This is a genomic window from Citrobacter sp. TBCS-14 (genome assembly GCF_005280805.1).
Taxonomy (GTDB): Bacteria; Pseudomonadota; Gammaproteobacteria; order Enterobacterales; family Enterobacteriaceae; genus Citrobacter; species Citrobacter gillenii.
Genome location: NZ_SZWM01000476.1, coordinates 218,802 through 241,517, shown reverse-complemented (window position 1 = coordinate 241,517; position 22,716 = coordinate 218,802). Strand labels below are relative to the sequence as shown.

Genomic DNA, 22,716 nt, shown 5'->3' with positions numbered 1-22,716 from the left:
GTTGATTTCCTTCCTGGTGAATTACTCTTTTTTCTCGCTGTCTTCTTCCTGCACCGGTTTGTTGGCGGTCAGCAGGAACGGCGATTGTTGCCAGCGGGTGCGCTTACCTTGCAGTAATGTCCGGGTTAATACCACGCCAATCGCCAGTGACAGGAGCAGCATCAGGCGTAGAATGTTGGTGGTGTTATCCACCTGTTTGGCCTCGGTGGCAAGGGTGTGGGTATCCAGCGTCAGGCGCAGGTAGCCCAGCGGACCATTTTTGCCCTGAATGGGTTCGACAATTTGCTGATTAAAATAGCCCCCGGCTTTTTTACCGTCCAGCGCCAGCCGGTCGCGAACATTCACGCTCTCACCGGCATGCGTAATGAGATCGCCCTGTTCATCATAGACGCCCGCATCGAGAATACGGCTCTCGTCGGTGAGTTGGCGCAGCACGACAGCGATGCGTTTTTCATCCGGCGTTTCGGTACGCATCAGCGGCGCGACGTTTAACGCAACCTGGCGGGCCAGCGTGCGGGCCAGCTCTTCCAGCTGCGGATTTCGCTGCTGTTGATGGTTTTGACTAAACCACGACGCGCCCTGCATCAGGGCGACGAGCAGCGCGAGGCAGGACAATACAATCACTGCACGATGAAGTCGGAATTTCAGTTTTGCGCGAGCCATATTCCACCTGCTGAAAATTTGAGACTTAATGTTGCCAGAAGCGCTGGTTACAGGGTAGCCTCATGCGTTATTTTCCCCTGATGATTCCGACCCGAACGATTTTACAGGAGCTTTAATGCCTAACATTACCTGGTGCGATCTACCTGAAGATGTCTCTCTGTGGCCAGGTCTGCCCCTCTCTTTAAGTGGTGATGAAGTGATGCCACTGGATTACCACGCGGGCCGTAGCGGCTGGCTGCTGTATGGTCGTGGGCTGGATAAACAACGCTTAACGCAATACCAGAGCAAACTGGGGGCGGCGATGGTGATTGTGGCGGCCTGGTGCGTCGAGGATTATCAGGTGATTCGCCTCGCGGGATCGTTAACGCCGCGGGCAACAAAACTGGCGCATGATGCCAAACTGGATGTTGCCCCGCTGGGGAAAATCCCGCATTTGCGCACGCCAGGCCTGCTGGTGATGGACATGGATTCGACGGCGATCCAGATCGAGTGCATTGACGAAATCGCTAAACTGGCCGGAACCGGCGAGATGGTCGCAGAAGTGACGGAACGCGCGATGCGCGGGGAGCTGGATTTTACCGCTAGCTTGCGCAGCCGCGTCGCCACGCTGAAGGGTGCGGATGCCAATATTTTGATGCAGGTACGTGAAAATCTCCCGCTGATGCCCGGCTTAACGCAACTGGTGCTGAAGCTGGAAACGCTGGGCTGGAAAGTCGCGATAGCCTCCGGTGGCTTTACCTTCTTTGCTGAATATCTTCGCGAAAAGCTGCGCCTGACGGCGGTTGTGGCGAACGAGCTGGAGATCATGGACGGGAAATTTACCGGCAACGTGATTGGCGATATCGTCGATGCTCAGTACAAGGCCACCACCCTGACCCGACTGGCGCAGGAATATGAAATCCCAATGACGCAAACGGTGGCGATTGGCGACGGCGCTAACGATCTGCCGATGATCAAAACGGCAGGGCTGGGGATCGCCTACCATGCTAAGCCGAAAGTGAATGAAAAGACGGAGATTACTATCCGTCACGCTGACCTGATGGGGGTGTTCTGCATTCTCTCCGGCAGCATGAACCAGAAATAACGAGGTAAAACGTGGCAAAAGCTCCTAAACGCGCCTTTGTATGTAATGAATGCGGGGCCGATTATCCGCGCTGGCAGGGGCAATGTAGCGCCTGTCAGGCCTGGAACAGCATCACCGAGGTGCGTCTTGCGGCGTCACCGACGGTGGCGCGTAACGAGCGCCTCAGCGGCTATGCCGGCAATGCAGGCGTCGCTAAGGTGCAAAAGCTGGCGGATATCAGTCTGGAAGAGCTGCCGCGTTTTTCTACCGGTTTTAAAGAGTTTGACCGCGTGTTGGGCGGCGGTGTGGTGCCCGGCAGTGCCATTCTGATCGGCGGTAATCCAGGCGCCGGGAAATCCACCCTGCTGCTGCAAACGCTGTGCAAGCTTGCCGAGCAGATGAAGACCCTGTACGTCACCGGGGAAGAATCGCTACAACAGGTGGCGATGCGCGCCCATCGACTCGGTCTGCCGACGGCAAATCTGAATATGCTGTCAGAAACCAGCATTGAGCAGATTTGCCTGATTGCAGAGGAAGAGCAGCCAAAGCTGATGGTCATCGACTCCATTCAGGTGATGCACATGGCGGATATTCAGTCTTCGCCGGGCAGCGTGGCGCAGGTGCGTGAAACCGCCGCATACCTGACGCGCTTTGCTAAAACGCGCGGCGTGGCGATTGTCATGGTCGGTCACGTCACCAAAGATGGCTCTCTGGCTGGGCCAAAAGTACTGGAGCACTGCATTGACTGCTCGGTGCTGCTTGACGGCGATGCGGATTCTCGTTTCCGTACCCTACGTAGCCATAAAAACCGCTTTGGTGCGGTGAATGAGCTTGGCGTCTTCGCCATGACCGAACAGGGCCTGCGCGAAGTCAGCAACCCTTCCGCTATTTTCTTAAGCCGTGGCGATGAAGTGACCTCCGGCAGCTCGGTGATGGTGGTCTGGGAAGGGACGCGTCCACTGCTGGTGGAGATTCAGGCGCTGGTCGATCACTCGATGATGGCGAATCCTCGGCGTGTAGCAGTCGGATTGGAACAAAACCGTTTGGCGATCTTGCTGGCAGTGTTGCACCGTCACGGCGGCCTGCAAATGTCTGACCAGGACGTGTTCGTTAACGTGGTTGGCGGCGTCAAAGTCACCGAAACCAGCGCCGATCTTGCGTTACTGCTGGCGATGGTTTCCAGCCTGCGCGACAGGCCGCTACCGCACGATCTCGTGGTCTTTGGCGAAGTGGGGTTGGCGGGGGAGATTCGCCCGGTTCCCAGCGGCCAGGAGCGAATTTCTGAAGCGGCGAAGCACGGTTTCCGTCGGGCGATTGTCCCTGCCGCCAATGTGCCGAAAAAGGTGCCGGAAGGAATGCAGGTTTTTGGCGTTAAAAAGCTCGCGGATGCGTTAAACGTGTTTGACGACTTATAATTCATTACCCGTCGTCTTTCTGTCGGCAGGTATGTTGGCTGCCACCAGAAATCCATAGGGTAATTATTTGTTTCACCCTGTAGGCCTGATAAGCGAAGCGCCATCAGGCAGTGTTACGCGATTTTTCCAGCAGGAGGCTCTTGTGTCATCGTTCGACTATCTCAAAACCGCCATTAAGCAAAAGGGCTGTACCTTGCAACAGGTGGCGGATGCCAGTGGTATGACCAAGGGATATTTAAGCCAACTGCTGAATGCCAAAATCAAAAGCCCCAGCGCGCAAAAGCTGGAGGCGCTGCACCGTTTTCTCGGGCTTGAGTTTCCCCGTCAGCAGAAAAATATCGGTGTGGTATTCGGTAAGTTTTATCCGCTGCATACCGGGCATATTTATCTGATCCAGCGCGCCTGTAGCCAGGTTGACGAGCTGCATATCATCATGGGCTATGATGAAACGCGCGACCGTAGCCTGTTTGAAGACAGCGCCATGTCACAGCAGCCCACAGTTTCTGACCGTCTTCGCTGGCTGCTGCAAACCTTCAAATATCAGAAAAATATCCGTATTCATGCCTTTAATGAAGAAGGCATGGAGCCCTATCCGCACGGCTGGGATGTCTGGAGTAACGGCATAAAAACGTTTATGCAGGAGAAAGGGATCCAACCAAACTGGATCTACACCTCTGAAGAAGCCGATGCGCCGCAGTATCTGGAACATCTGGGAATCGAAACGGTGCTGGTCGATCCCAGGCGCACATTCATGAGCATCAGCGGTGGGCAAATCCGTGAAAACCCGTTTCGCTACTGGGAGTATATCCCAACCGAGGTGAAGCCGTTTTTCGTGCGCACCGTGGCGATCCTTGGCGGTGAGTCGAGCGGGAAATCGACGCTGGTGAACAAACTCGCCAATATCTTCAACACCACCAGTGCGTGGGAATATGGCCGTGATTACGTCTTCTCCCATTTGGGCGGCGATGAGATGGCGCTGCAGTATTCCGATTACGATAAAATCGCGCTTGGACAAGCACAATACATTGATTTTGCAGTTAAATATGCCAATAAAGTGGCATTTATCGACACCGACTTTGTCACGACGCAGGCGTTCTGTAAAAAGTACGAAGGGCGTGAGCACCCGTTTGTGCAGGCGCTGATCGACGAGTACCGCTTTGACCTGGTGATTCTGCTGGAAAATAACACGCCGTGGGTGGCAGATGGGCTACGCAGCCTGGGCAGCTCGGTTGACCGTAAGGCGTTTCAGTCGCTGCTGGTGGAAATGCTGCAGGAAAATAACATCGATTTTGTCCACGTTGAGGAGCCTGACTATGACGGTCGCTTCCTGCGCTGCGTGGAGCTGGTGAAAGAATTGATGGGTGAGCAGGGGTAGATTTTAATGCCGGATGGCGGCGTAAACGCGTTGTCCGGCCTACAAGTTGCACTCACCTCGTAGGCCGGACACGCACAACGCCATCCGGCACTTAACGGCAATTACTTAGAAATACGCTTGTACTTGATACGCTTCGGTTCCAGCGCATCTGCGCCCAGCGTGCGTTTCTTGTACTCTTCGTATTCGGTAAAGTTACCTTCGAAGAACTCGACTTTGCCTTCATCCTGGTAATCCAGAATGTGGGTGGCGATACGGTCGAGGAACCAACGGTCGTGCGAGATAACCATTGCGCAGCCCGGGAACTCCAGCAGGGCGTTTTCCAGCGCGCGCAGGGTTTCGATATCCAGGTCGTTGGTCGGTTCATCGAGCAGCAGCATGTTGCCGCCAACCTGCAGCAGCTTCGCCAGGTGCAGACGACCACGCTCACCACCGGACAGTTCGCCGACGCGTTTACCCTGATCAACACCTTTGAAGTTGAAGCGGCCTACGTAAGCGCGGCTTGGCATTTCTGTGTTGCCGATCTTCATGATATCCAGCCCGCCGGACACTTCTTCCCACACGGTTTTGCTGTTATCCATTGCGTCACGGAACTGGTCAACGGAGGCCAGTTTCACGGTTTCACCCAGTTCAATGGTGCCGCTATCTGGCTGTTCTTCACCGGAGAGCATGCGGAACAGGGTGGATTTACCCGCGCCGTTCGGACCGATGATCCCGACGATAGCGCCTTTCGGTACCGAGAAGCTCAGGTCGTCGATCAGGACGCGGTCGCCGTAGGATTTACGCAGGTTAGTAACCTCAACGACTTTATCGCCCAGACGAGGTCCTGGTGGGATAAACAGTTCGTTGGTTTCGTTACGCTTCTGGTATTCGGTATTGTTGAGCTCTTCAAAGCGTGCCAGACGGGCTTTACCCTTCGACTGACGGCCTTTTGCACCCTGGCGTACCCACTCCAGCTCTTTCTCAATGGATTTACGGCGAGCCGCTTCCTGAGAGGCTTCCTGCGCCAGACGCTGATCTTTCTGCTCCAGCCAGGAAGAGTAGTTACCTTCCCACGGAATACCTTCACCGCGGTCAAGCTCCAGGATCCAGCCAGCCACGTTATCGAGGAAGTAACGGTCGTGGGTAATTGCCACCACGGTCCCTTCGAAGTCGTGCAGGAAGCGTTCCAGCCATGCCACGGATTCAGCATCCAGGTGGTTGGTCGGTTCGTCGAGCAGCAGCATGTCTGGTTTTTCCAGCAGCAGGCGGCACAGCGCGACGCGGCGGCGTTCACCCCCGGACAGCTTCTCAATTTTGGCATCCCAGTCCGGCAGACGGAGTGCGTCAGCGGCGCGCTCCAGCTGTACGTTCAGGTTGTGGCCGTCGTGTGCCTGAATGATTTCTTCGAATTTACCCTGCTGTGCGGCAAGCTTATCGAAGTCGGCATCCGGCTCGGCGTACTTCGCGTACACTTCATCCAGGCCTTTCAGGGCGTTAACCACGTCGGCGACCGCTTCTTCAACGGACTCACGCACGGTATGTTCCGGATTCAGCTTCGGCTCCTGAGGCAGGTAACCGATCTTGAGGCCCGGCTGTGGACGAGCTTCGCCCTCGATGTCGGTATCAATACCGGCCATGATGCGCAGCAGGGTGGATTTACCCGCGCCGTTCAGACCGAGTACACCGATTTTGGCACCCGGGAAGAAGCTCAGAGAGATGTTTTTAAGAATATGACGTTTCGGCGGAACGACTTTGCCGACACGATGCATGGTATAAACGAATTGAGCCACGTTGGACTTCGCCTCTTTTATATACTCTTCATCCTTCAGGCTGCCTCTGTGTTGGCTGCATTCGAAAACCCTGGTCACATAGCCATCTATGCTTGCAGGGATTTTCTCTCTTGCCGCCTTGATGCAGCCAGAATGATTTTGAGTAGGGTGATGAATAGTTATCAAAGGCGAAGTGTAGCCTTTTTCATTGCTCAATCCCAGCCAGCAGATCTCACTCGCAACAAAAGTAAAAAAGTGTCCGGAACGTGGCACTTTCTGCAATGTCTGATTAGCATGAATCTATTAAGCGGCATGATGCTGCACAGTCGTAACACGATAAGAGGAAGAGCTTGTGGACAAAGCCAAACACGTAGCCTGGCGCCTGCTGGCAGCCAGCGTATGTCTGCTGACGGTCAGTCAAGTGGCGCGAGCGGATTCTCTGGATGAACAGCGCAATCGCTATGCACAAATTAAGCAGGCCTGGGATAACCGGCAGATGGACGTCGTCGAGCAGATGATGCCGGGCCTGAAAAGCTACCCTCTGTATCCCTACCTTGAATATCGCCAGATTACTGACGATCTGATGAATCAGCCCACCGTTACCGTCACCAATTTTGTGCGCGCTAATCCAACGCTGCCGCCTGCACGCACGTTGCAATCGCGCTTCGTGAACGAACTGGCACGTCGGGAAGACTGGCGAGGGTTGTTAGCATTCAGCCCGGATAAGCCCGGCACCACCGAAGCGCAATGTAATTACTACTATGCGAAATGGAGTACCGGGCAGGCCGAAGAAGCCTGGCAAGGTGCAAAAGATCTTTGGCTGACCGGGAAGAGTCAGCCTAACGCCTGTGACAAATTATTCGGCGTATGGCGGGCATCGGGGACTCAGGATCCGTTAGCGTATCTTGAACGTATTCGCCTGGCGATGAAGGCGGGTAATACCGGACTGGTTACCGCGCTGGCCGGACAAATGCCAGCGGATTATCAGACCATTGCTTCAGCGATTATTGCACTGGCAAATAACCCTAATTCGGTGATGACGTTTGCGCGCACCACCGGCGCTACGGATTTTACCCGTCAGATGGCGGCGGTGGCGTTTGCCAGCGTAGCGCGTCAGGACGCGGAAAATGCACGTTTGATGATCCCTTCATTGGCGCAGGCGCAGCAGTTAAATGACGATCAAACTCAGGAGCTGCGCGATATCGTCGCCTGGCGTCTGATGGGCAACGACGTTACTGACGAGCAGGCCAAATGGCGCGATGACGCGATTATGCGCTCACAATCCACCACGCTTGTGGAGCGCCGCGTGCGGATGGCGCTGGGAACTGGCGATCGTCGAGGGCTGAATACCTGGCTGGCGCGTCTGCCGATGGACGCGAAGGAAAAAGATGAATGGCGTTACTGGCAGGCGGATCTGCTGCTGGAGCGCGGACGTGACGCCGAAGCAAAAGAGATCCTGCATGCGCTGATGCAGCAGCGTGGTTTCTATCCGATGGTGGCGGCACAGCGCCTTGGTGAAGAGTACACGCTGAAAATCGACAAAGCGCCTGCGGATGTTGACGCTGCCCTGACGCAGGGACCGGAGATGGCGCGCGTACGTGAGTTGATGTACTGGAACATGGACAACACCGCGCGCAGCGAGTGGGCGAATCTGGTCACCAGCCGCACCAAGTCTGAGCAGGCGCAGCTGGCGCGTTATGCGTTTAACAACCACTGGTGGGATCTGAGCGTGCAGGCCACGATCGCTGGCAAACTCTGGGATCATCTGGAAGAGCGTTTCCCGCTGGCCTACAAAGATCTGTTTACCCGTTACACCAGCGGGAAAGACATTCAGCCAAGCTACGCGATGGCCATTGCCCGTCAGGAAAGTGCCTGGAACCCGAAGGTAAAATCGCCGGTGGGTGCCAGCGGGTTGATGCAAATAATGCCGGGTACGGCGACGCATACAGTGAAGATGTTCTCGATTCCGGGTTACAGCAGTCCGAATCAGCTGTTGGATCCTGAGACCAATATCAACATCGGCACCAGCTATTTACAGTATGTGTATCAACAGTTTGGCAATAACCGCATCTTTGCCTCAGCAGCCTATAACGCCGGACCGGGTCGCGTTCGTACCTGGCTTGGCAACAGTGCAGGGCGCATTGACGCGGTGGCCTTTGTAGAAAGCATCCCGTTCTCCGAGACCCGTGGGTACGTGAAAAACGTGCTGGCTTACGATGCCTACTATCGTTACTTCCTCGGTGATAAGCCGGAATTGATGAACGACGCAGAATGGCAACGCCGTTACTGATCGTGGTGAGTGTGTTATGCTATCGTACTCGTTAAAGAGTACAAAGGGGGAGGCAATCGCGCCTCCCCCGCAACGATGGCGATATCTTATGACTCAGCAATCACCCTATTCAGCAGAGATGGCAGAACAGCGTCACCAGGAGTGGTTACGTTTTGTCGACCTGCTTAAACACGCTTATGAGCAAGATTTACACCAGCCATTGCTCAATTTGATGTTAACGCCTGATGAGCGCGAAGCGCTGGGGACTCGCGTGCGCATTATTGAAGAACTGCTGCGCGGCGAGATGAGCCAACGCGAGTTGAAAAACGAGCTTGGGGCAGGTATTGCGACCATAACGCGTGGGTCCAATAGCCTCAAAACTGCGCCGGTCGAGCTGCGTCAGTGGCTAGAACAGGTGCTGCTCGGAAAAGATTGAATTGCCTGATGGCGCAGTGCTTATCAGGCCTACAACGTAGCGCAAATAATTACCGATACACCGCGTTATGGAACGGGCTGAGCGCTAGGATCACCGCCTGGTGATAGACGCTGGCACGGGTTAACTTCCCGGCGGTAAACACGCCAATCGCCCCTTCTTTACGGCCTATCTCGTCAATGCCAGTGTACTGTGACATCACCGGACCGAGCGCTTCTCCCTGACGGACTCTGTCGAGAATCACCGCCGGCAGCGGCAGCGTAGCGGAACGCGCTTCACCGCGCTGAACGCCATTATCAATCACCACCCAGCTGAAGGTCGCGTCATCGTCAATGCCGGCTTCAATGGCCACCCAGAAATCGGCCTGCGGATGCAGGCGGCGTGCGTTATCTATGCGATTTCGTGCGCCAGTGCGCGTTTCCTGACTTCCAAAAGGTTGTTCCGGCACACCGCTCTCGACGGCGATGGGTTCAATATGGCAGGATCCTTCACCGAAAATCTCTTCAAATGCCCGAAGAATTGCCTGAATTTTGGCAGGATTGGTGGTCGCAGAGATAACCTTGTGCATAATTAAGCTCAGTTTGAAAATTCATCGCATCGCAGTATAACGGAAAAAACGCATGTTACAGGTATACCTTGTTCGCCACGGTGAAACGCAGTGGAACGCCGAGCGACGTATTCAAGGCCAGTCAGACAGCCCGCTGACCGCTAAAGGTGAACAGCAAGCTATGCAGGTTGGCGAACGCGCCCGCTCGCTTGGCATTACTCACGTCATCAGTAGCGATTTAGGTCGTACACGACGCACCGCAGAAATCATCGCCCAGGCGTGTGGCTGTGATATCACCTTCGACGCCCGCCTGCGCGAGCTGAATATGGGGGTGCTGGAAAAGCGCCACATCGACTCTCTGACGCCAGAGGAAGAGGGCTGGCGTCGCCAGTTAGTCAACGGCACGGTTGATGGTCGTATTCCGGATGGGGAATCCATGCAGGAACTGGCCGATCGTGTTAACGCCGCGCTGGCATCTTGTCTGGAACTGCCGCAAGGGAGCCGCCCATTGCTGGTAAGCCACGGTATTGCGCTGGGTTGCCTGGTGAGTACGATTCTGGGACTGCCCGCCTGGGCTGAGCGTCGGCTGCGTCTGCGCAACTGCTCGATTTCCCGCGTCGATTATCAGGAAAGTTTATGGCTTGCGCCGGGTTGGGTGGTCGAAACGGCAGGGGACATCTCGCATCTGGACGCCCCTGCGTTGGATGAGCTACAGCGTTAACGGCGAATAGGAATCAGGAATTCGCAGCGTAGGTTAATAGGGCGATCGCCTGCTTTGGCATCTTCTGCCGGGTAGTATCGCTCTATATCCTGACCTTTACGACGGGTCAGGTTCAGCATTGGCATACAGGTGCCATACACTGTCAGAATAAATTCCTGCACGCCCGTTCCCAGGCCTTCATAGGTAAACATGACATATTCGCCGCCCTGCAACAGGATTGGCTGCGCGGACGGTACATAGCCGCTGGCCTGTTCCGGTGTGAGTGCGGTGGTATAGAAGACTTCCTGCTCGTCATCTTTTTCAAAACTCGGACGCGTTTCGTTGAGTCCGTACAGCACCGGCGGAATGGCAGGAGCCTGGCTCAGGAAGTCGCGCCAGAACTGAATACGCATTTCATGACGGAAGTCGGAAATCTGTTCCAGCGAGCAAGAGTAGCTTTGCGTTGTGCCGAGCAACTGCGTGTCTTCCAGCGTCACGAACTGATGCGCTGGCATCGCAAATTCCCCGAGTCGCATCGGTGGGCGAATACCAAAAGCGCTCCATTCCGGCGAGCGGCGGTACAGTGCAGGTGTCTGAGCGAATTGTTTTTTGAACGCACGGGTAAACGTCTGTTGAGAGTCAAAACGGTATTGCAGGGCAATATCCAGAATCGGACGCGCAGTCAGGCGTAACGCCACAGCGGACTTCGATAAACGACGGGCGCGGATGTAGGCACCAATAGCGTGGCCCGTCACGTCCTTAAACATTCTCTGCAGATGCCACTTGGAATAGCCTGCTTTTGCCGCCACATTGTCAAGCGACAGAGGCTGATCCAGATGACCTTCCAGCCAGATTAATAGGTCGCGAATAATGCCAGCCTGATCCATAAAATATCCTCATCCTTTCAACAGCGAGTACCTGACGTCAGGTAAGAGGATAATAGCATTTTTTGCTGTTTTAGCATTCAGTGTTTTTTTTGCTCATAAATGCTGTTTTCGGACATACGAAAGCGTGATTATTGTAATCCTGTGATCTGTATACATTTTATTTTAGAATGTTGAATAATTGCTCAGGGCAACTTTTAAAAATGGTAACAATATGAAATATAAGAGCTTAGTCATTTCCTCAATTTTGCTGTTGTTGGCGCAGGTGGCCCATGCGGAACAGATCGGTTCTGTCGATACGGTATTTAAAATGTTTGGACCGGATCATAAAATCGTCGTCGAAGCGTTTGACGATCCCGATGTAACCAATGTGACCTGCTATGTTAGCCGCGCAAAAACCGGTGGCATTAAGGGCGGGTTAGGGCTGGCTGAAGATACCTCCGATGCCGCCATTTCCTGCCAGCAAGTGGGGCCGGTTGAGCTGAGTGACAGAATCAAGAACGGTAAAGCGCAGGGCGAAGTCGTCTTTAAGAAACGGACGTCGCTGGTGTTTAAATCATTACAGGTGGTGCGTTTTTATGATGAAAAACGCAACACGCTGGCGTATCTGGCCTATTCCGACAAGGTTGTCGACGGTTCGCCGAAAAATGCCATCAGCGCGGTGCCCATCATGCCGTGGCGGCAGTAACAAGGAAGCAAAATGCAACAGGCGTTGATCTGGTTGGTTGAGGATGAGCAGGGTATCGCGGATACGCTTATCTACATGCTGCAACAGGAAGGTTTTAGCGTGGAAGCGTTTGAGCGTGGACTGCCGGTGCTGGAAAGCGCGCGTCAGCGATGCCCGGATGCGATAATCCTCGACGTCGGACTGCCTGATATCAGCGGTTTTGAACTGTGCCGACGTCTGCTGGAGCGCCACCCGGCGCTGCCGGTTCTTTTTCTGACCGCCCGCAGCGATGAAGTGGACCGCCTGTTAGGTCTGGAGATTGGCGCGGATGATTACGTCGCCAAACCCTTCTCGCCGCGCGAGGTGTGCGCCCGAGTGCGCACGCTGCTGCGGCGGGTGAGGAAATTTGCAGCACCGCCATCGGCAGCGCGTTTTGGCAATTTTGAACTCAATGAACCCGCCGCGCAGATTGCGTGGTTTGGCTGTCCGTTAAACCTGACGCGCTATGAGTTCCTGTTGCTGAAAACCTTGCTGATGTCGCCGGGGCGTATCTACTCGCGCCAGCAACTGATGGATTTAGTTTGGGCCGATGCGCAGGATACCTACGACAGAACGGTGGACACGCACATCAAAACACTGCGCGCCAAACTGCGGGCTATTAATCCGGATCTCTCGCCGATTAACACGCATCGCGGGATGGGATACAGCCTGAGGAACGCCTGATGCGCATTGGCATGCGACTGCTGCTGGGCTACTTTTTGATTGTCGCCGTTGCCGCCTGGTTTGTTCTGTCTATTTTTGTGCAGGAGATTAAACCTGGCGTACGCCGGGCCACCGAAGGCACGCTGATTGACACCGCCACGCTGTTAGCGGCGCTGGCACGCGACGACGTACTCTCTGGCTCTGCTGCCAACGGCAAGTTGGCGCAGGCCTTCTCGCAACTGCATAACCGCCCTTTTCGTGCCAACATCAGCGGCATTAACAAAGTGCGCAATGAGTATCACGTCTACATGACTGATGCTCAGGGCAAGGTGTTGTTTGATTCCGCCAATAAAGCAGTAGGGGAAGATTATTCCCGCTGGAACGACGTGTGGTTAACGCTGCGCGGGCAATATGGTGCGCGCAGTACGCTGCAAAATCCGGCTGACCCGGAAAGCTCGGTGATGTACGTTGCGGCACCGATTATCGACGGTGAGCGCATTATTGGGGTGCTTAGCGTCGGGAAGCCCAATGCGGCAATGGCACCGGTAATTAAACGCAGCGAGCGGCGGATGCTGTGGGCGAGCGCGGTGTTGCTGGGGATCGCATTAGTGATTGGCGTGGGAATGGTATGGTGGATCAACCGCTCTATTGCCCGCCTGGCGCGCTATGCTGACTCGGTGACGGAGAATCGGCCCGTCGCGTTACCGGATTTAGGCAGCAGTGAATTGCGAAAACTGGCGCAGGCGCTGGAAAGTATGCGCCTGAAGCTGGAGGGTAAGAATTACATTGAGCAGTATGTGTATGCCTTAACCCATGAACTGAAAAGCCCGCTGGCGGCTATTCGTGGCGCGGCGGAGATTTTACGCGAAGGGCCGCCACCTGACGTGGTGGCACGTTTTACCGAAAATATTCTGACGCAAAATGCGCGTATGCAGGCACTGGTCGAAACCCTGTTGCGCCAGGCGCGGCTGGAAAACCGGCAGGATGTTGCGTTTACGCCCGTTGCGGTTGATGCACTGTTTGCCCAGTTGCGCGAGTCGCGTAGCGTCCAGTTGTCTGCTAAACATATCACGCTCAACATTGAGCCCTCATCATGGGTGGTTGCGGCTGAACCTGCGCTGCTGGAGCAGGCCATGGGTAATCTGCTGGATAACGCCATCGACTTTACCCCTGAACAGGGGACCATTTTCCTGAGTGCGCAGCAGCAAGGAGAAAAGGTCTCGTTGCAGGTGACGGACAGCGGCAGCGGGATCCCTGATTTTGCGTTACCGCGCATTTTTGAACGATTTTATTCACTGCCCCGCGAGAATGGTCACAAGAGCAGCGGTCTGGGGCTGGCGTTTGTCAGCGAAGTCGCCCGTCTGTTTGACGGCGATGTGACACTGAGTAATCGCCCCGAAGGCGGGGTACAGGCGTCGTTCACACTTCACCGTCACTTCACATAACTTCAAATTCTGCGCACATAGCCGTTCTACCTTGTCGTCATTGCAAAGGAGAACGCTATGTTGAAATCCCCCCTGTTCTGGAAAATCGTCACCTTAGGTGGCGCCATGCTGTTGCTGTTAATTCCTCTGACGATGGTCAGGCAGATAATCGTTGAGCGATCGGATTACCGTAATGAGGTCGAAGATGCTATCCGGCAGAGTACCAGTGGGCCGCAGAAGTTAGTTGGGCCGCTAATTGCTATCCCCGTGACCGAACTTTATACCTCGCTGGAAGACGGTAAAGAAGTCTCGCAAAAGCGCAGCTATATCCATTTCTGGCTGCCGGAGTCGTTGATGGTTGAGGGCAATCAAAATGTTGAAGGACGTAAAGTCGGCATTTATGAGGGCCAGGTCTGGCATAACGATGTGTCGTTGAACGCGGAGTTCAATGCGGAACGGCTGAGTGAATTGCATCACCCTAATATAACGTTAGGGAAACCGTTTATTGTGGTTGGCGTCGGCGACGCACGCGGGATTGGCGTGGTGAAAGTGCCGCAGATTAACGGGACGTCGCTGGCCGTTGAGCCGGGAACGGGGCTTGATGGGCGTGCGCAGGGGATCCACATTCCGCTGCCGGATGCGGAATGGACGAAGCAAAACCTTAGTCTGGCGCTGTCGCTTAATCTGAACGGTACCGGGGATTTTTCCGTTGTCCCCATTGGACGTAACAGCGAAATGACCCTAACCAGTAACTGGCCGCATCCCAATTTTCTGGGGGATTTTTTGCCCACGAAGCGTGAAGTTAGTGCATCAGGGTTTACGGCCCAATGGCAAAGCAGCTGGTTTGCCAATAACCTCGGTGATCGTTTTGATGGGGAAAAAATTGGCTGGCAGGGAATGCCAGCGTTTAGCGTGGCGGTAGCTACACCGGCCGATCAATATCAGCTGACCGACAGAGCAACGAAGTATGCCATCTTACTGATCGTACTGACTTTTATGTCTTTCTTTGTGCTTGAGAGTATGACCAGTCTGCGCCTGCACCCCATGCAGTATCTGTTGGTAGGGTTATCGCTGGTGATGTTTTATCTGCTGTTGCTGGCACTGTCAGAACATATTGGTTTTACCGCGGCGTGGATTATTGCCAGCCTGATTGGTGCCCTGATGAACGGCGTGTATTTACAGGCGGTATTACAAGGGTGGCGTAACAGTATTCTGTTCACCCTGGCGCTGTTGGCACTGGACGGGGTGATGTGGGTGTTACTGCGTTCGCAGGACAGTTCTTTGCTACTGGGAACCGGCGTGCTGTTATTGGCACTGTGCGGGATTATGTTCCTGACGCGTCATCTTGACTGGCACGCACTGGCTCGGCCCAAAGCAAAAGAGACGCAACCCGTGGAAAACGATGAATTTCGTTTGTGGAAGTAGGGTGGAGATAAAATGAAAAACGGCGCTTTACGCGCCGTTTTTGTTCCCGCAAGGATGAGATTAATCCTGCAGGTCGCCGCAGAAACGATAGCCTTCACCGTGAATGGTGGCGATGATTTCTGGCGTATCCGGCGTAGATTCGAAATGCTTACGAATACGACGGATAGTCACGTCAACGGTACGGTCATGCGGCTTCAGTTCGCGACCGGTCATTTTTTTCAGCAGTTCTGCGCGAGACTGGATCTTGCCCGGATTCTCACAGAAGTGAAGCATGGCACGGAATTCGCTGCGTGGCAGTTTATACTGCTCGCCGTCAGGACCGATCAGAGAACGGCTGTTGATGTCCAGTTCCCAACCATTGAACTTGTAGCTTTCGACGCTACGACGTTCTTCGCTGACCGTGCCCAGGTTCATGGTACGGGACAGCAAGTTACGAGCACGGATAGTCAGTTCACGCGGGTTAAACGGTTTGGTGATGTAATCATCCGCGCCGATTTCGAGGCCGAGAATTTTATCGACTTCGTTATCGCGGCCCGTCAGGAACATCAGCGCAACGTTAGCTTGTTCGCGGAGTTCGCGCGCTAACAGAAGACCGNCACTGTGCCCAGATTCATGGTGCGGGACAGCAGGTTACGAGCACGGATAGTCAGTTCGCGTGGGTTAAACGGCTTGGTGATGTAATCGTCAGCGCCGATTTCGAGGCCGAGAATTTTATCGACTTCGTTATCACGGCCCGTCAGGAACATCAGTGCAACGTTAGCTTGTTCGCGAAGTTCACGCGCTAACAGAAGACCANGAAGACCGTTTTTACCTGGCAGATTGATATCCATAATCACAAGGTTGATGTCATATTCAGAGAGGATCTGATGCATTTCCGCGCCATCTGTCGCCTCGAATACATCATAGCCTTCCGCTTCGAAAATGCTTTTCAACGTGTTACGTGTTACTAACTCGTCTTCAACGATAAGAATGTGCGGGGTCTGCATGTTTGCTACCTAAATTGCCAACTAAATCGAAACAGGAAGTACAAAAGTCCCTGACCTGCCTGATGCATGTCGTAAATTAACATGATCGGCGTAACATGACTAAAGTACGTAATTGCGTTCTTGATGCACTTTCCATCAACGTCAACAACATCATTAGCTTGGTCGTGGGCACTTTCCCTCTGGACCCGACAGTGTCAAAAACGGCTGTCATCCTAACCATTTTAACAGCAACATAACAGGCTAAGACGTACCGGACACCCAATAAAACTACGCTTCGTTGACATATATCAAGTTCAATTGTAGCACGTTAACAGTTTGATGAAATCATCGTATCCAAATGTTAGCTTTCATCACAAAATTGCAATAATACAACTAGTTGCACGTGCTAACTAATAAATGTAATGAATCCTACGAATGAGATCCATTTTAAATTAAATTATCATGAATAAACAGAAGGATATGCAACTTCTGTTAACATAAAAAGCAATAGTACAGGTACGAAACAGTTTAGCATTTTTTACTTAATGTAAAATGCTTTTTCAGTGATCTCTGTTAAAAATATGTAAATTCGCGCTGCGTAATATGTTGATGTGCATCACATTATTATCGGCAAACTGACCAAAAAGAGTAGCAAAATGCGTTTAACAATTATTCTGGTGGCCCCTGCCAGAGCGGAAAATATTGGTGCGGCAGCCCGTGCGATGAAAACCATGGGATTCACCGAGTTGCGGATCGTTGACAGTCAGGCACACCTGGAACCGGCCACGCGCTGGGTGGCCCACGGTTCGGGTGACATTATTGATAATATTAACGTTTTTACAACGTTAGCCGAGGCGCTGCACGACGTGGATTTTACCGTTGCTACCACGGCGCGCAGTCGCGCAAAGTTTCATTATTACGCTACTCCGGTCGAATTGGTTCCGTTGCTGGAGGAAAAATCGGCGTGGATGGATCACGCTGCGCTGGTTTTTGGCCGTGAGGATTCTGGCCTGACGAATGAAGAACTGGCGCTGGCAGACGTGTTGACCGGCGTACCGATGGTGGCTGACTATCCTTCACTGAATTTGGGGCAGGCGGTGATGGTGTATTGCTATCAATTAGCCGGTTTAATACAACAGCCCGCTAAAACCGCTGAGGTGACGGATGAGCTTCAGCTCCAGGCATTACGGACGCGTGTTTTACGTTTATTGACCACGCTGGATGTTGCCGATGACATCAAACTCACGGACTGGTTGCAACAACGAATGGGCCTGTTAGGACAGCGAGACACGGCAATGTTGCACCGTTTTTTACATGATATTGAAAAAAATATCACAAAATAAAATATTGCCAATCTATTCTTTGTGGGTTTTTTATTCTTACTTCAAGCGTGCCTGACGCGCCGTATTGGTTGAAAGTAAAACGGTAAGCAGTGACTCGTGAACAAGTTTCGGAACGTGATCAATTTAGAAATTTATTGACTTAGGTCACGAGATACTTTAACCCTAAAAGAATAGAGCACAGACAGATAATAATTACAGAGCACACAACATCATGAAACGCATCGGCACCACCATTACTACAACCATCACCATTACCACAGGTAACGGTGCGGGCTGACGCGTACAGGAAACACAGAAAAAAGCCCGCACCTAAACAGTGCGGGCTTTTTTTTCGACCAGAGGCAACGAGGTAAACCATGCGAGTGTTGAAGTTTGGCGGTACATCAGTGGCAAATGCAGAGCGCTTTCTGCGGGTTGCCGATATTCTGGAAAGCAATGCCAGGCAGGGGCAGGTTGCGACCGTCCTCTCTGCCCCGGCAAAAATCACTAACCATCTGGTGGCGATGATTGAGAAGACCATCGGTGGCCAGGATGCTTTAGCCAATATCAGCGACGCCGAACGTATTTTCTCTGAGCTTTTGGTCGGTCTTGCCGCGGTTCAGCCCGCTTTCCCGCTGGCGCAACTCAAAGCCTTTGTTGAACAAGAATTTGCCCAAATTAAGCATGTCCTGCACGGCATCAGCCTGCTGGGACAGTGCCCGGACAGCATCAACGCCGCGCTTATCTGCCGTGGTGAAAGAATGTCGATCGCAATTATGGCCGGGCTGCTGGAAGCACGTGGCCACAAAGTGACGGTTATTGATCCGGTTGAGAAACTGTTAGCGGTGGGTCATTACCTCGAATCGACCGTTGATATTACCGAGTCTACGCGTCGAATTGCCGCCAGCCGTATTCCGGCAGACCATATGGTGTTGATGGCAGGCTTTACCGCCGGGAATGAAAAAGGTGAGCTGGTGGTGCTGGGACGTAACGGCTCTGATTACTCCGCCGCCGTGCTGGCTGCCTGTTTGCGTGCAGACTGCTGTGAGATCTGGACGGACGTTGACGGCGTGTATACCTGCGACCCGCGTCAGGTCCCCGATGCCAGACTGCTGAAGTCAATGTCTTATCAGGAAGCGATGGAGCTGTCTTATTTCGGCGCCAAAGTGCTTCACCCGCGCACCATTACCCCGATTGCCCAGTTCCAGATCCCTTGCCTGATTAAAAATACCGGTAACCCGCAAGCGCCGGGTACGCTGATTGGCGCCAGCCGCGATGAAGATGATCTGCCGGTAAAAGGCATTTCGAATCTCAACAATATGGCGATGTTCAGCGTGTCGGGTCCTGGAATGAAAGGGATGGTCGGCATGGCGGCCCGCGTGTTTGCCGCGATGTCTCGCGCAGGGATTTCGGTGGTACTGATCACCCAGTCGTCTTCTGAATACAGCATCAGCTTCTGCGTCCCGCAGGGCGACTGTGCGCGTGCACAGCGTGCGATGCAGGATGAATTCTACCTAGAGTTGAAAGAAGGACTGCTGGAGCCGCTGGCGGTCACTGAGCGCCTGGCGATCATCTCAGTAGTTGGCGACGGTATGCGTACACTGCGCGGTATCTCCGCGAAATTCTTTGCCGCGCTGGCGCGTGCCAACATCAATATCGTGGCTATCGCCCAGGGCTCGTCTGAGCGCTCTATTTCGGTGGTGGTGAACAATGATGATGCCACCACCGGCGTGCGCGTGACGCATCAGATGCTGTTCAATACCGATCAGGTGATCGAAGTCTTTGTCATAGGCGTCGGTGGCGTCGGGTCTGCGCTGCTTGAACAGCTTAAGCGGCAACAAACCTGGCTGAAGAGCAAGCATATTGATTTACGCGTTTGCGGGGTGGCGAATTCGAAGGCCCTGCTGACCCATGTTCACGGTCTGAATCTGGAAAACTGGCAGGCGGAGCTGGCGGAAGCCAAGGAACCTTTCAACCTCGGTCGCTTAATTCGCCTGGTGAAAGAATACCATCTGCTTAACCCGGTGATAGTGGACTGTACGTCAAGTCAGGCCGTGGCAGATCAGTATGCGGACTTCCTGCGCGAAGGCTTCCACGTCGTGACGCCGAATAAAAAGGCGAATACCTCGTCGATGGATTACTACCATCAGCTACGTTTTGCCGCCGCGAAGTCCCGACGTAAATTCCTCTATGACACCAACGTTGGCGCGGGATTACCGGTTATCGAAAACCTGCAAAACCTGCTCAGTGCAGGTGATGAACTGCAACGCTTCTCGGGGATTCTGTCCGGTTCGCTGTCGTTTATTTTTGGCAAGCTGGATGAAGGCATGAGCTTCTCGCAAGCCACCACGCTTGCACGCGAAATGGGCTATACCGAGCCCGATCCACGCGATGACCTTTCCGGGACGGATGTGGCGCGCAAACTGCTGATCCTCGCCCGCGAAACCGGTCGCGAGCTGGAGCTTAGCGATATCGTTATTGAGCCGGTGTTACCGCAAGATTTTGATGATTCTGGCGATGTCTCTGCGTTTATGGCTAAGCTGTCGCAGCTCGATGATGCGTTTGCCGCGCGCGTGGCGAAAGCCCGTGATGAAGGGAAAGTCATGCGCTATGTTGGCAATATCGAAGAAGACGGTGTATGTCGGGTGAAAATCGCCGAAGTGGATGGCAACGATCCGCTGTATAAAGTGAAAAATGGCGAAAACGCGCTGGCGTTCTACAGTCACTACTACCAGCCATTACCGCTGGTACTGCGTGGTTACGGTGCAGGTAATGATGTCACGGCGGCGGGCGTCTTTGCCGATCTGCTACGCACCCTTTCATGGAAGTTAGGAGTTTAACATGGTGAGAGTTTATGCCCCGGCTTCCAGTGCCAATATGAGCGTCGGGTTTGATGTGCTCGGGGCGGCGGTTACGCCCGTTGATGGTTCTTTGTTAGGTGATGTTGTCTCTGTGGAAGCCGCTGACAGCTTTAGCCTCAACAACCTGGGGCGCTTTGCGAGCAAACTGCCGTCAGAGCCGCGGGAAAATATCGTCTACCAGTGCTGGGAGCGATTTTGTCAGGAGCTGGGGAAAGCCGTTCCGGTGACGATGACGCTGGAAAAAAATATGCCGATTGGCTCCGGCTTAGGCTCCAGCGCCTGTTCTGTTGTGGCCGCGCTGGTGGCAATGAATGAGCACTGCGGTAAACCGCTCAACGACACCCGCCTGCTGGCGATCATGGGTGAGCTGGAAGGGCGTATCTCCGGCAGTGTTCACTACGATAATGTGGCGCCTTGCTTTTTGGGCGGTATGCAGTTGATGATTGAGGAAAACGGCATTATCAGCCAACAGGTGCCAGGCTTTGATGAGTGGTTGTGGGTGCTGGCCTATCCGGGAATTAAGGTTTCAACGGCTGAAGCGCGGGCGATTTTACCGGCGCAATACCGTCGCCAGGACTGTATCGCCCACGGGCGACATCTGGCGGGCTTCATTCATGCTTGCTATTCCCGTCAGCCAGGGTTAGCGGCAAAGCTGATGAAAGATGTGATTGCCGAGCCATATCGCACCCGCTTGCTGCCCGGCTTCAGCCAGGCGCGTCAGGCAGTGGCGGAAATCGGCGCGGTGGCCAGTGGTATTTCCGGTTCTGGACCGACGCTGTTTGCCCTGTGCGATAAACCGGAGACGGCGCAGCGGGTTGCAGACTGGCTGGGTAAAAATTACCTGCAAAATCAGGAAGGCTTTGTTCATATTTGCCGGCTGGACACGGCGGGCGCACGGGTACTGGGAAAATAAATGAAACTCTACAATCTAAAAGATCATAACGAGCAGGTCAGTTTCGCGCAGGCCGTCACCCAAGGGTTGGGTAGAAAACAGGGGTTATTTTTTCCGCACGATCTGCCGGAATTTAGCCTGACCGAAATCGATGAAATGCTGAAGTTGGATTTTGTCAGCCGTAGCGCAAAGATCCTGTCCGCCTTTATTGGTGATGAAATAGCGAATGACGTCCTCGCAGATCGCGTGCGCGCGGCGTTTGCATTCCCTGCGCCGGTTGCTCAGGTGACGGGGGATGTCGGTTGTCTGGAGCTGTTCCACGGCCCGACGCTGGCCTTTAAAGACTTTGGCGGGCGCTTTATGGCGCAGATGCTGACGCACATCAGCGGCGACAAGCCGGTAACCATCCTGACGGCCACGTCCGGCGATACCGGGGCGGCGGTCGCGCATGCCTTTTATGGCCTGAAAAATGTGCGCGTGGTGATCCTCTATCCTAACGGTAAGATCAGCCCGTTACAGGAAAAACTGTTCTGTACGCTGGGTGGAAACATTGAAACTGTCGCCATTGACGGTGATTTTGATGCCTGCCAGGCGCTGGTGAAACAGGCGTTTGATGACGAAGAACTGAAGGTGGCGCTGGGATTAAATTCGGCTAACTCGATCAACATCAGCCGGTTGCTGGCGCAAATCTGCTACTACTTTGAGGCCGTGGCGCAACTGCCGCAGGAGGCGCGCAATCAGCTGGTGGTTTCTGTACCGAGCGGCAACTTTGGCGATCTGACCGCTGGACTGCTGGCAAAATCACTCGGTTTGCCGGTGAAGCGTTTTATCGCGGCAACCAATGTCAACGATACGGTTCCGCGTTTCCTTGAAGAAGGCGAGTGGGCGCCGAAAGCCACCCAGGCGACCTTATCGAATGCCATGGATGTCAGCCAGCCGAACAACTGGCCGCGCGTGGAAGAGCTGTTCCGTCGTAAAATCTGGCGTCTGAACGAACTGGGCTATGCGGCCGTTGACGATGCGACCACTGAGGAAACGATGCGTGAGCTGCAGGCGATTGGCTACATCTCAGAGCCGCACGCGGCGGTGGCGTACCGCGCGCTGCGTGATCAACTGAACCCAGGCGAATATGGCCTGTTCCTTGGGACCGCGCACCCGGCGAAGTTTAAAGAAAGCGTTGAACAGATCCTTGATGTGACGCTGGATCTACCAAAAGAGCTGGCGGAGCGTGCGGACTTGCCGCTGCTGTCGCATCATCTACCGGCTGATTTTGCCGCGCTGCGTCAACTGATGATGACCCGCGGGTAATTGTTGTGCCGGATGGTGACGCTAGCACGTCTTATCCGGCCTACGGGCGTTCG

General features: G+C 54.0%; 20 protein-coding genes, 2 pseudogenes and 1 other annotated feature. Of the genes and pseudogenes, 16 read left to right on the top strand and 6 right to left on the bottom strand.

Annotation, left to right across the window (positions count from 1 at the left end; translation table 11 throughout):
• Positions 1–21 precede the first annotated feature (21 nt).
• Positions 22–663 (bottom strand): YtjB family periplasmic protein, encoded by a 642-nt coding sequence (locus FDX22_RS18095; protein WP_096758398.1) that lies wholly within the window; start codon positions 661–663, stop codon positions 22–24.
• Between the two features lie 115 nt (positions 664–778).
• On the opposite strand from FDX22_RS18095, the gene serB reads away from it, so the two are divergent.
• From serB to nadR, 3 genes are all read left to right on the top strand, one after another.
• A complete protein-coding gene (gene serB / locus FDX22_RS18090; RefSeq protein ID WP_115259521.1) occupies positions 779–1,747 on the top strand; it encodes a phosphoserine phosphatase in 969 nt (322 codons plus the stop codon).
• 11 nt (positions 1,748–1,758) lie between these two features.
• Positions 1,759–3,141: a DNA repair protein RadA gene (radA, locus tag FDX22_RS18085; protein WP_096758396.1), complete on the top strand. Its 1,383-nt coding sequence runs from the start codon at positions 1,759–1,761 to the stop codon at positions 3,139–3,141.
• Positions 3,142–3,283: 142 nt separating this feature from the next.
• Positions 3,284–4,516, top strand: coding sequence for a multifunctional transcriptional regulator/nicotinamide-nucleotide adenylyltransferase/ribosylnicotinamide kinase NadR (gene nadR / locus FDX22_RS18080; RefSeq protein WP_117342349.1), 1,233 nt, complete (start codon positions 3,284–3,286; stop codon positions 4,514–4,516).
• A 101-nt stretch (positions 4,517–4,617) separates the two neighbouring features.
• Here the strand turns inward: nadR and ettA are convergent, their stop codons facing one another.
• The gene (gene ettA, locus FDX22_RS18075) at positions 4,618–6,285 is read right to left on the bottom strand and encodes an energy-dependent translational throttle protein EttA (RefSeq protein WP_096758394.1); all 1,668 of its coding nucleotides are present in this window, start codon (positions 6,283–6,285) and stop codon (positions 4,618–4,620) included.
• A gap of 331 nt (positions 6,286–6,616) precedes the next feature.
• On the opposite strand from ettA, the gene sltY reads away from it, so the two are divergent.
• Together sltY and trpR are read left to right on the top strand one after the other, a co-directional pair.
• A complete protein-coding gene (gene sltY, locus FDX22_RS18070) occupies positions 6,617–8,554 on the top strand; it encodes a murein transglycosylase (RefSeq protein WP_115259518.1) in 1,938 nt (645 codons plus the stop codon).
• A gap of 88 nt (positions 8,555–8,642) precedes the next feature.
• Positions 8,643–8,969, top strand: a complete 327-nt coding sequence (trpR, locus tag FDX22_RS18065; protein ID WP_096758392.1) for a trp operon repressor — start codon at positions 8,643–8,645, stop codon at positions 8,967–8,969.
• A gap of 49 nt (positions 8,970–9,018) precedes the next feature.
• Here the strand turns inward: trpR and yjjX are convergent, their stop codons facing one another.
• Complete coding sequence (gene yjjX, locus FDX22_RS18060; protein WP_146717570.1) at positions 9,019–9,534, bottom strand: inosine/xanthosine triphosphatase; 516 nt, start codon at positions 9,532–9,534, stop codon at positions 9,019–9,021.
• 52 nt (positions 9,535–9,586) lie between these two features.
• Here yjjX and gpmB point away from each other — a divergent pair, with 52 nt between their 5' ends.
• A complete protein-coding gene (gene gpmB, locus FDX22_RS18055; RefSeq protein ID WP_096758390.1) occupies positions 9,587–10,234 on the top strand; it encodes a 2,3-diphosphoglycerate-dependent phosphoglycerate mutase GpmB in 648 nt (215 codons plus the stop codon).
• Here the strand turns inward: gpmB and robA are convergent.
• Positions 10,231–11,100 (bottom strand): MDR efflux pump AcrAB transcriptional activator RobA, encoded by an 870-nt coding sequence (gene robA / locus FDX22_RS18050; protein ID WP_096758389.1) that lies wholly within the window; start codon positions 11,098–11,100, stop codon positions 10,231–10,233. The two genes, gpmB and robA, sit on opposite strands and share 4 nt — an antisense overlap.
• A 211-nt stretch (positions 11,101–11,311) precedes the next feature.
• Here robA and creA point away from each other — a divergent pair, with 211 nt between their 5' ends.
• The 4 genes from creA to creD are packed head-to-tail and all read left to right on the top strand — an operon-like array spanning position 11,312 to position 15,315.
• Positions 11,312–11,785, top strand: coding sequence for a protein CreA (gene creA / locus FDX22_RS18045; RefSeq protein WP_096758388.1), 474 nt, complete (start codon positions 11,312–11,314; stop codon positions 11,783–11,785).
• A 12-nt stretch (positions 11,786–11,797) separates the two neighbouring features.
• The gene (gene creB / locus FDX22_RS18040; RefSeq protein WP_096758387.1) at positions 11,798–12,487 is read left to right on the top strand and encodes a two-component system response regulator CreB; all 690 of its coding nucleotides are present in this window, start codon (positions 11,798–11,800) and stop codon (positions 12,485–12,487) included.
• The gene (gene creC / locus FDX22_RS18035) at positions 12,487–13,911 is read left to right on the top strand and encodes a two-component system sensor histidine kinase CreC (protein WP_137399166.1); all 1,425 of its coding nucleotides are present in this window, start codon (positions 12,487–12,489) and stop codon (positions 13,909–13,911) included. The genes creB and creC overlap by 1 nt, the downstream gene beginning before the upstream one ends.
• Before the next feature lie 57 nt (positions 13,912–13,968).
• Positions 13,969–15,315 (top strand): cell envelope integrity protein CreD, encoded by a 1,347-nt coding sequence (gene creD, locus FDX22_RS18030; RefSeq protein WP_115259515.1) that lies wholly within the window; start codon positions 13,969–13,971, stop codon positions 15,313–15,315.
• Between the two features lie 60 nt (positions 15,316–15,375).
• Here the strand turns inward: creD and arcA are convergent.
• Together arcA and FDX22_RS32655 are read right to left on the bottom strand one after the other, a co-directional pair.
• Positions 15,376–15,909, bottom strand: a pseudogene (arcA, locus tag FDX22_RS18025) (two-component system response regulator ArcA); the annotation flags it as partial.
• A gap of 209 nt (positions 15,910–16,118) precedes the next feature.
• Positions 16,119–16,301: pseudogene (locus FDX22_RS32655) on the bottom strand (response regulator); the annotation flags it as partial.
• A gap of 95 nt (positions 16,302–16,396) precedes the next feature.
• On the opposite strand from FDX22_RS32655, the gene yjjY reads away from it, so the two are divergent.
• From yjjY to thrC, 6 genes are all read left to right on the top strand, one after another.
• A complete protein-coding gene (gene yjjY / locus FDX22_RS18015; RefSeq protein WP_001541509.1) occupies positions 16,397–16,537 on the top strand; it encodes a protein YjjY in 141 nt (46 codons plus the stop codon).
• Positions 16,538–16,936: 399 nt separating this feature from the next.
• On the top strand, positions 16,937–17,623 hold the full coding sequence (locus FDX22_RS18010; RefSeq protein ID WP_115259514.1) for a tRNA/rRNA methyltransferase: 687 nt from the start codon (positions 16,937–16,939) through the stop codon (positions 17,621–17,623).
• 206 nt (positions 17,624–17,829) lie between these two features.
• Positions 17,830–17,956: a sequence feature (Thr leader region), on the top strand.
• On the top strand, positions 17,835–17,900 hold the full coding sequence (thrL, locus tag FDX22_RS18005) for a thr operon leader peptide (RefSeq protein WP_096759473.1): 66 nt from the start codon (positions 17,835–17,837) through the stop codon (positions 17,898–17,900). (Overlaps the previous feature by 66 nt.)
• 23 nt (positions 17,957–17,979) lie before the next feature.
• Positions 17,980–20,442: a bifunctional aspartate kinase/homoserine dehydrogenase I gene (gene thrA / locus FDX22_RS18000; protein ID WP_146717569.1), complete on the top strand. Its 2,463-nt coding sequence runs from the start codon at positions 17,980–17,982 to the stop codon at positions 20,440–20,442.
• Position 20,443: 1 nt separating this feature from the next.
• Positions 20,444–21,376, top strand: a complete 933-nt coding sequence (gene thrB / locus FDX22_RS17995; protein WP_096758382.1) for a homoserine kinase — start codon at positions 20,444–20,446, stop codon at positions 21,374–21,376.
• The gene (gene thrC / locus FDX22_RS17990; protein ID WP_146717568.1) at positions 21,377–22,663 is read left to right on the top strand and encodes a threonine synthase; all 1,287 of its coding nucleotides are present in this window, start codon (positions 21,377–21,379) and stop codon (positions 22,661–22,663) included. It begins immediately after the preceding gene.
• Positions 22,664–22,716 lie beyond the last annotated feature (53 nt).

Excerpts from the sequence above, each read along its gene's own strand:
- FDX22_RS18095 (WP_096758398.1), bottom strand. The coding sequence starts at position 663 with ATGGCTCGCGCAAAACTGAAATTCCGACTTCATCGTGCAGTGATTGTA.
- serB (WP_115259521.1), top strand. The coding sequence starts at position 779 with ATGCCTAACATTACCTGGTGCGATCTACCTGAAGATGTCTCTCTGTGG.
- trpR (WP_096758392.1), top strand. The coding sequence starts at position 8,643 with ATGACTCAGCAATCACCCTATTCAGCAGAGATGGCAGAACAGCGTCAC.
- yjjX (WP_146717570.1), bottom strand. The coding sequence starts at position 9,534 with ATGCACAAGGTTATCTCTGCGACCACCAATCCTGCCAAAATTCAGGCA.
- gpmB (WP_096758390.1), top strand. The coding sequence starts at position 9,587 with ATGTTACAGGTATACCTTGTTCGCCACGGTGAAACGCAGTGGAACGCC.
- robA (WP_096758389.1), bottom strand. The coding sequence starts at position 11,100 with ATGGATCAGGCTGGCATTATTCGCGACCTATTAATCTGGCTGGAAGGT.
- creA (WP_096758388.1), top strand. The coding sequence starts at position 11,312 with ATGAAATATAAGAGCTTAGTCATTTCCTCAATTTTGCTGTTGTTGGCG.
- creB (WP_096758387.1), top strand. The coding sequence starts at position 11,798 with ATGCAACAGGCGTTGATCTGGTTGGTTGAGGATGAGCAGGGTATCGCG.
- creC (WP_137399166.1), top strand. The coding sequence starts at position 12,487 with ATGCGCATTGGCATGCGACTGCTGCTGGGCTACTTTTTGATTGTCGCC.
- creD (WP_115259515.1), top strand. The coding sequence starts at position 13,969 with ATGTTGAAATCCCCCCTGTTCTGGAAAATCGTCACCTTAGGTGGCGCC.
- yjjY (WP_001541509.1), top strand. The coding sequence starts at position 16,397 with ATGACTAAAGTACGTAATTGCGTTCTTGATGCACTTTCCATCAACGTC.
- FDX22_RS18010 (WP_115259514.1), top strand. The coding sequence starts at position 16,937 with ATGCGTTTAACAATTATTCTGGTGGCCCCTGCCAGAGCGGAAAATATT.
- thrA (WP_146717569.1), top strand. The coding sequence starts at position 17,980 with ATGCGAGTGTTGAAGTTTGGCGGTACATCAGTGGCAAATGCAGAGCGC.
- thrB (WP_096758382.1), top strand. The coding sequence starts at position 20,444 with ATGGTGAGAGTTTATGCCCCGGCTTCCAGTGCCAATATGAGCGTCGGG.
- thrC (WP_146717568.1), top strand. The coding sequence starts at position 21,377 with ATGAAACTCTACAATCTAAAAGATCATAACGAGCAGGTCAGTTTCGCG.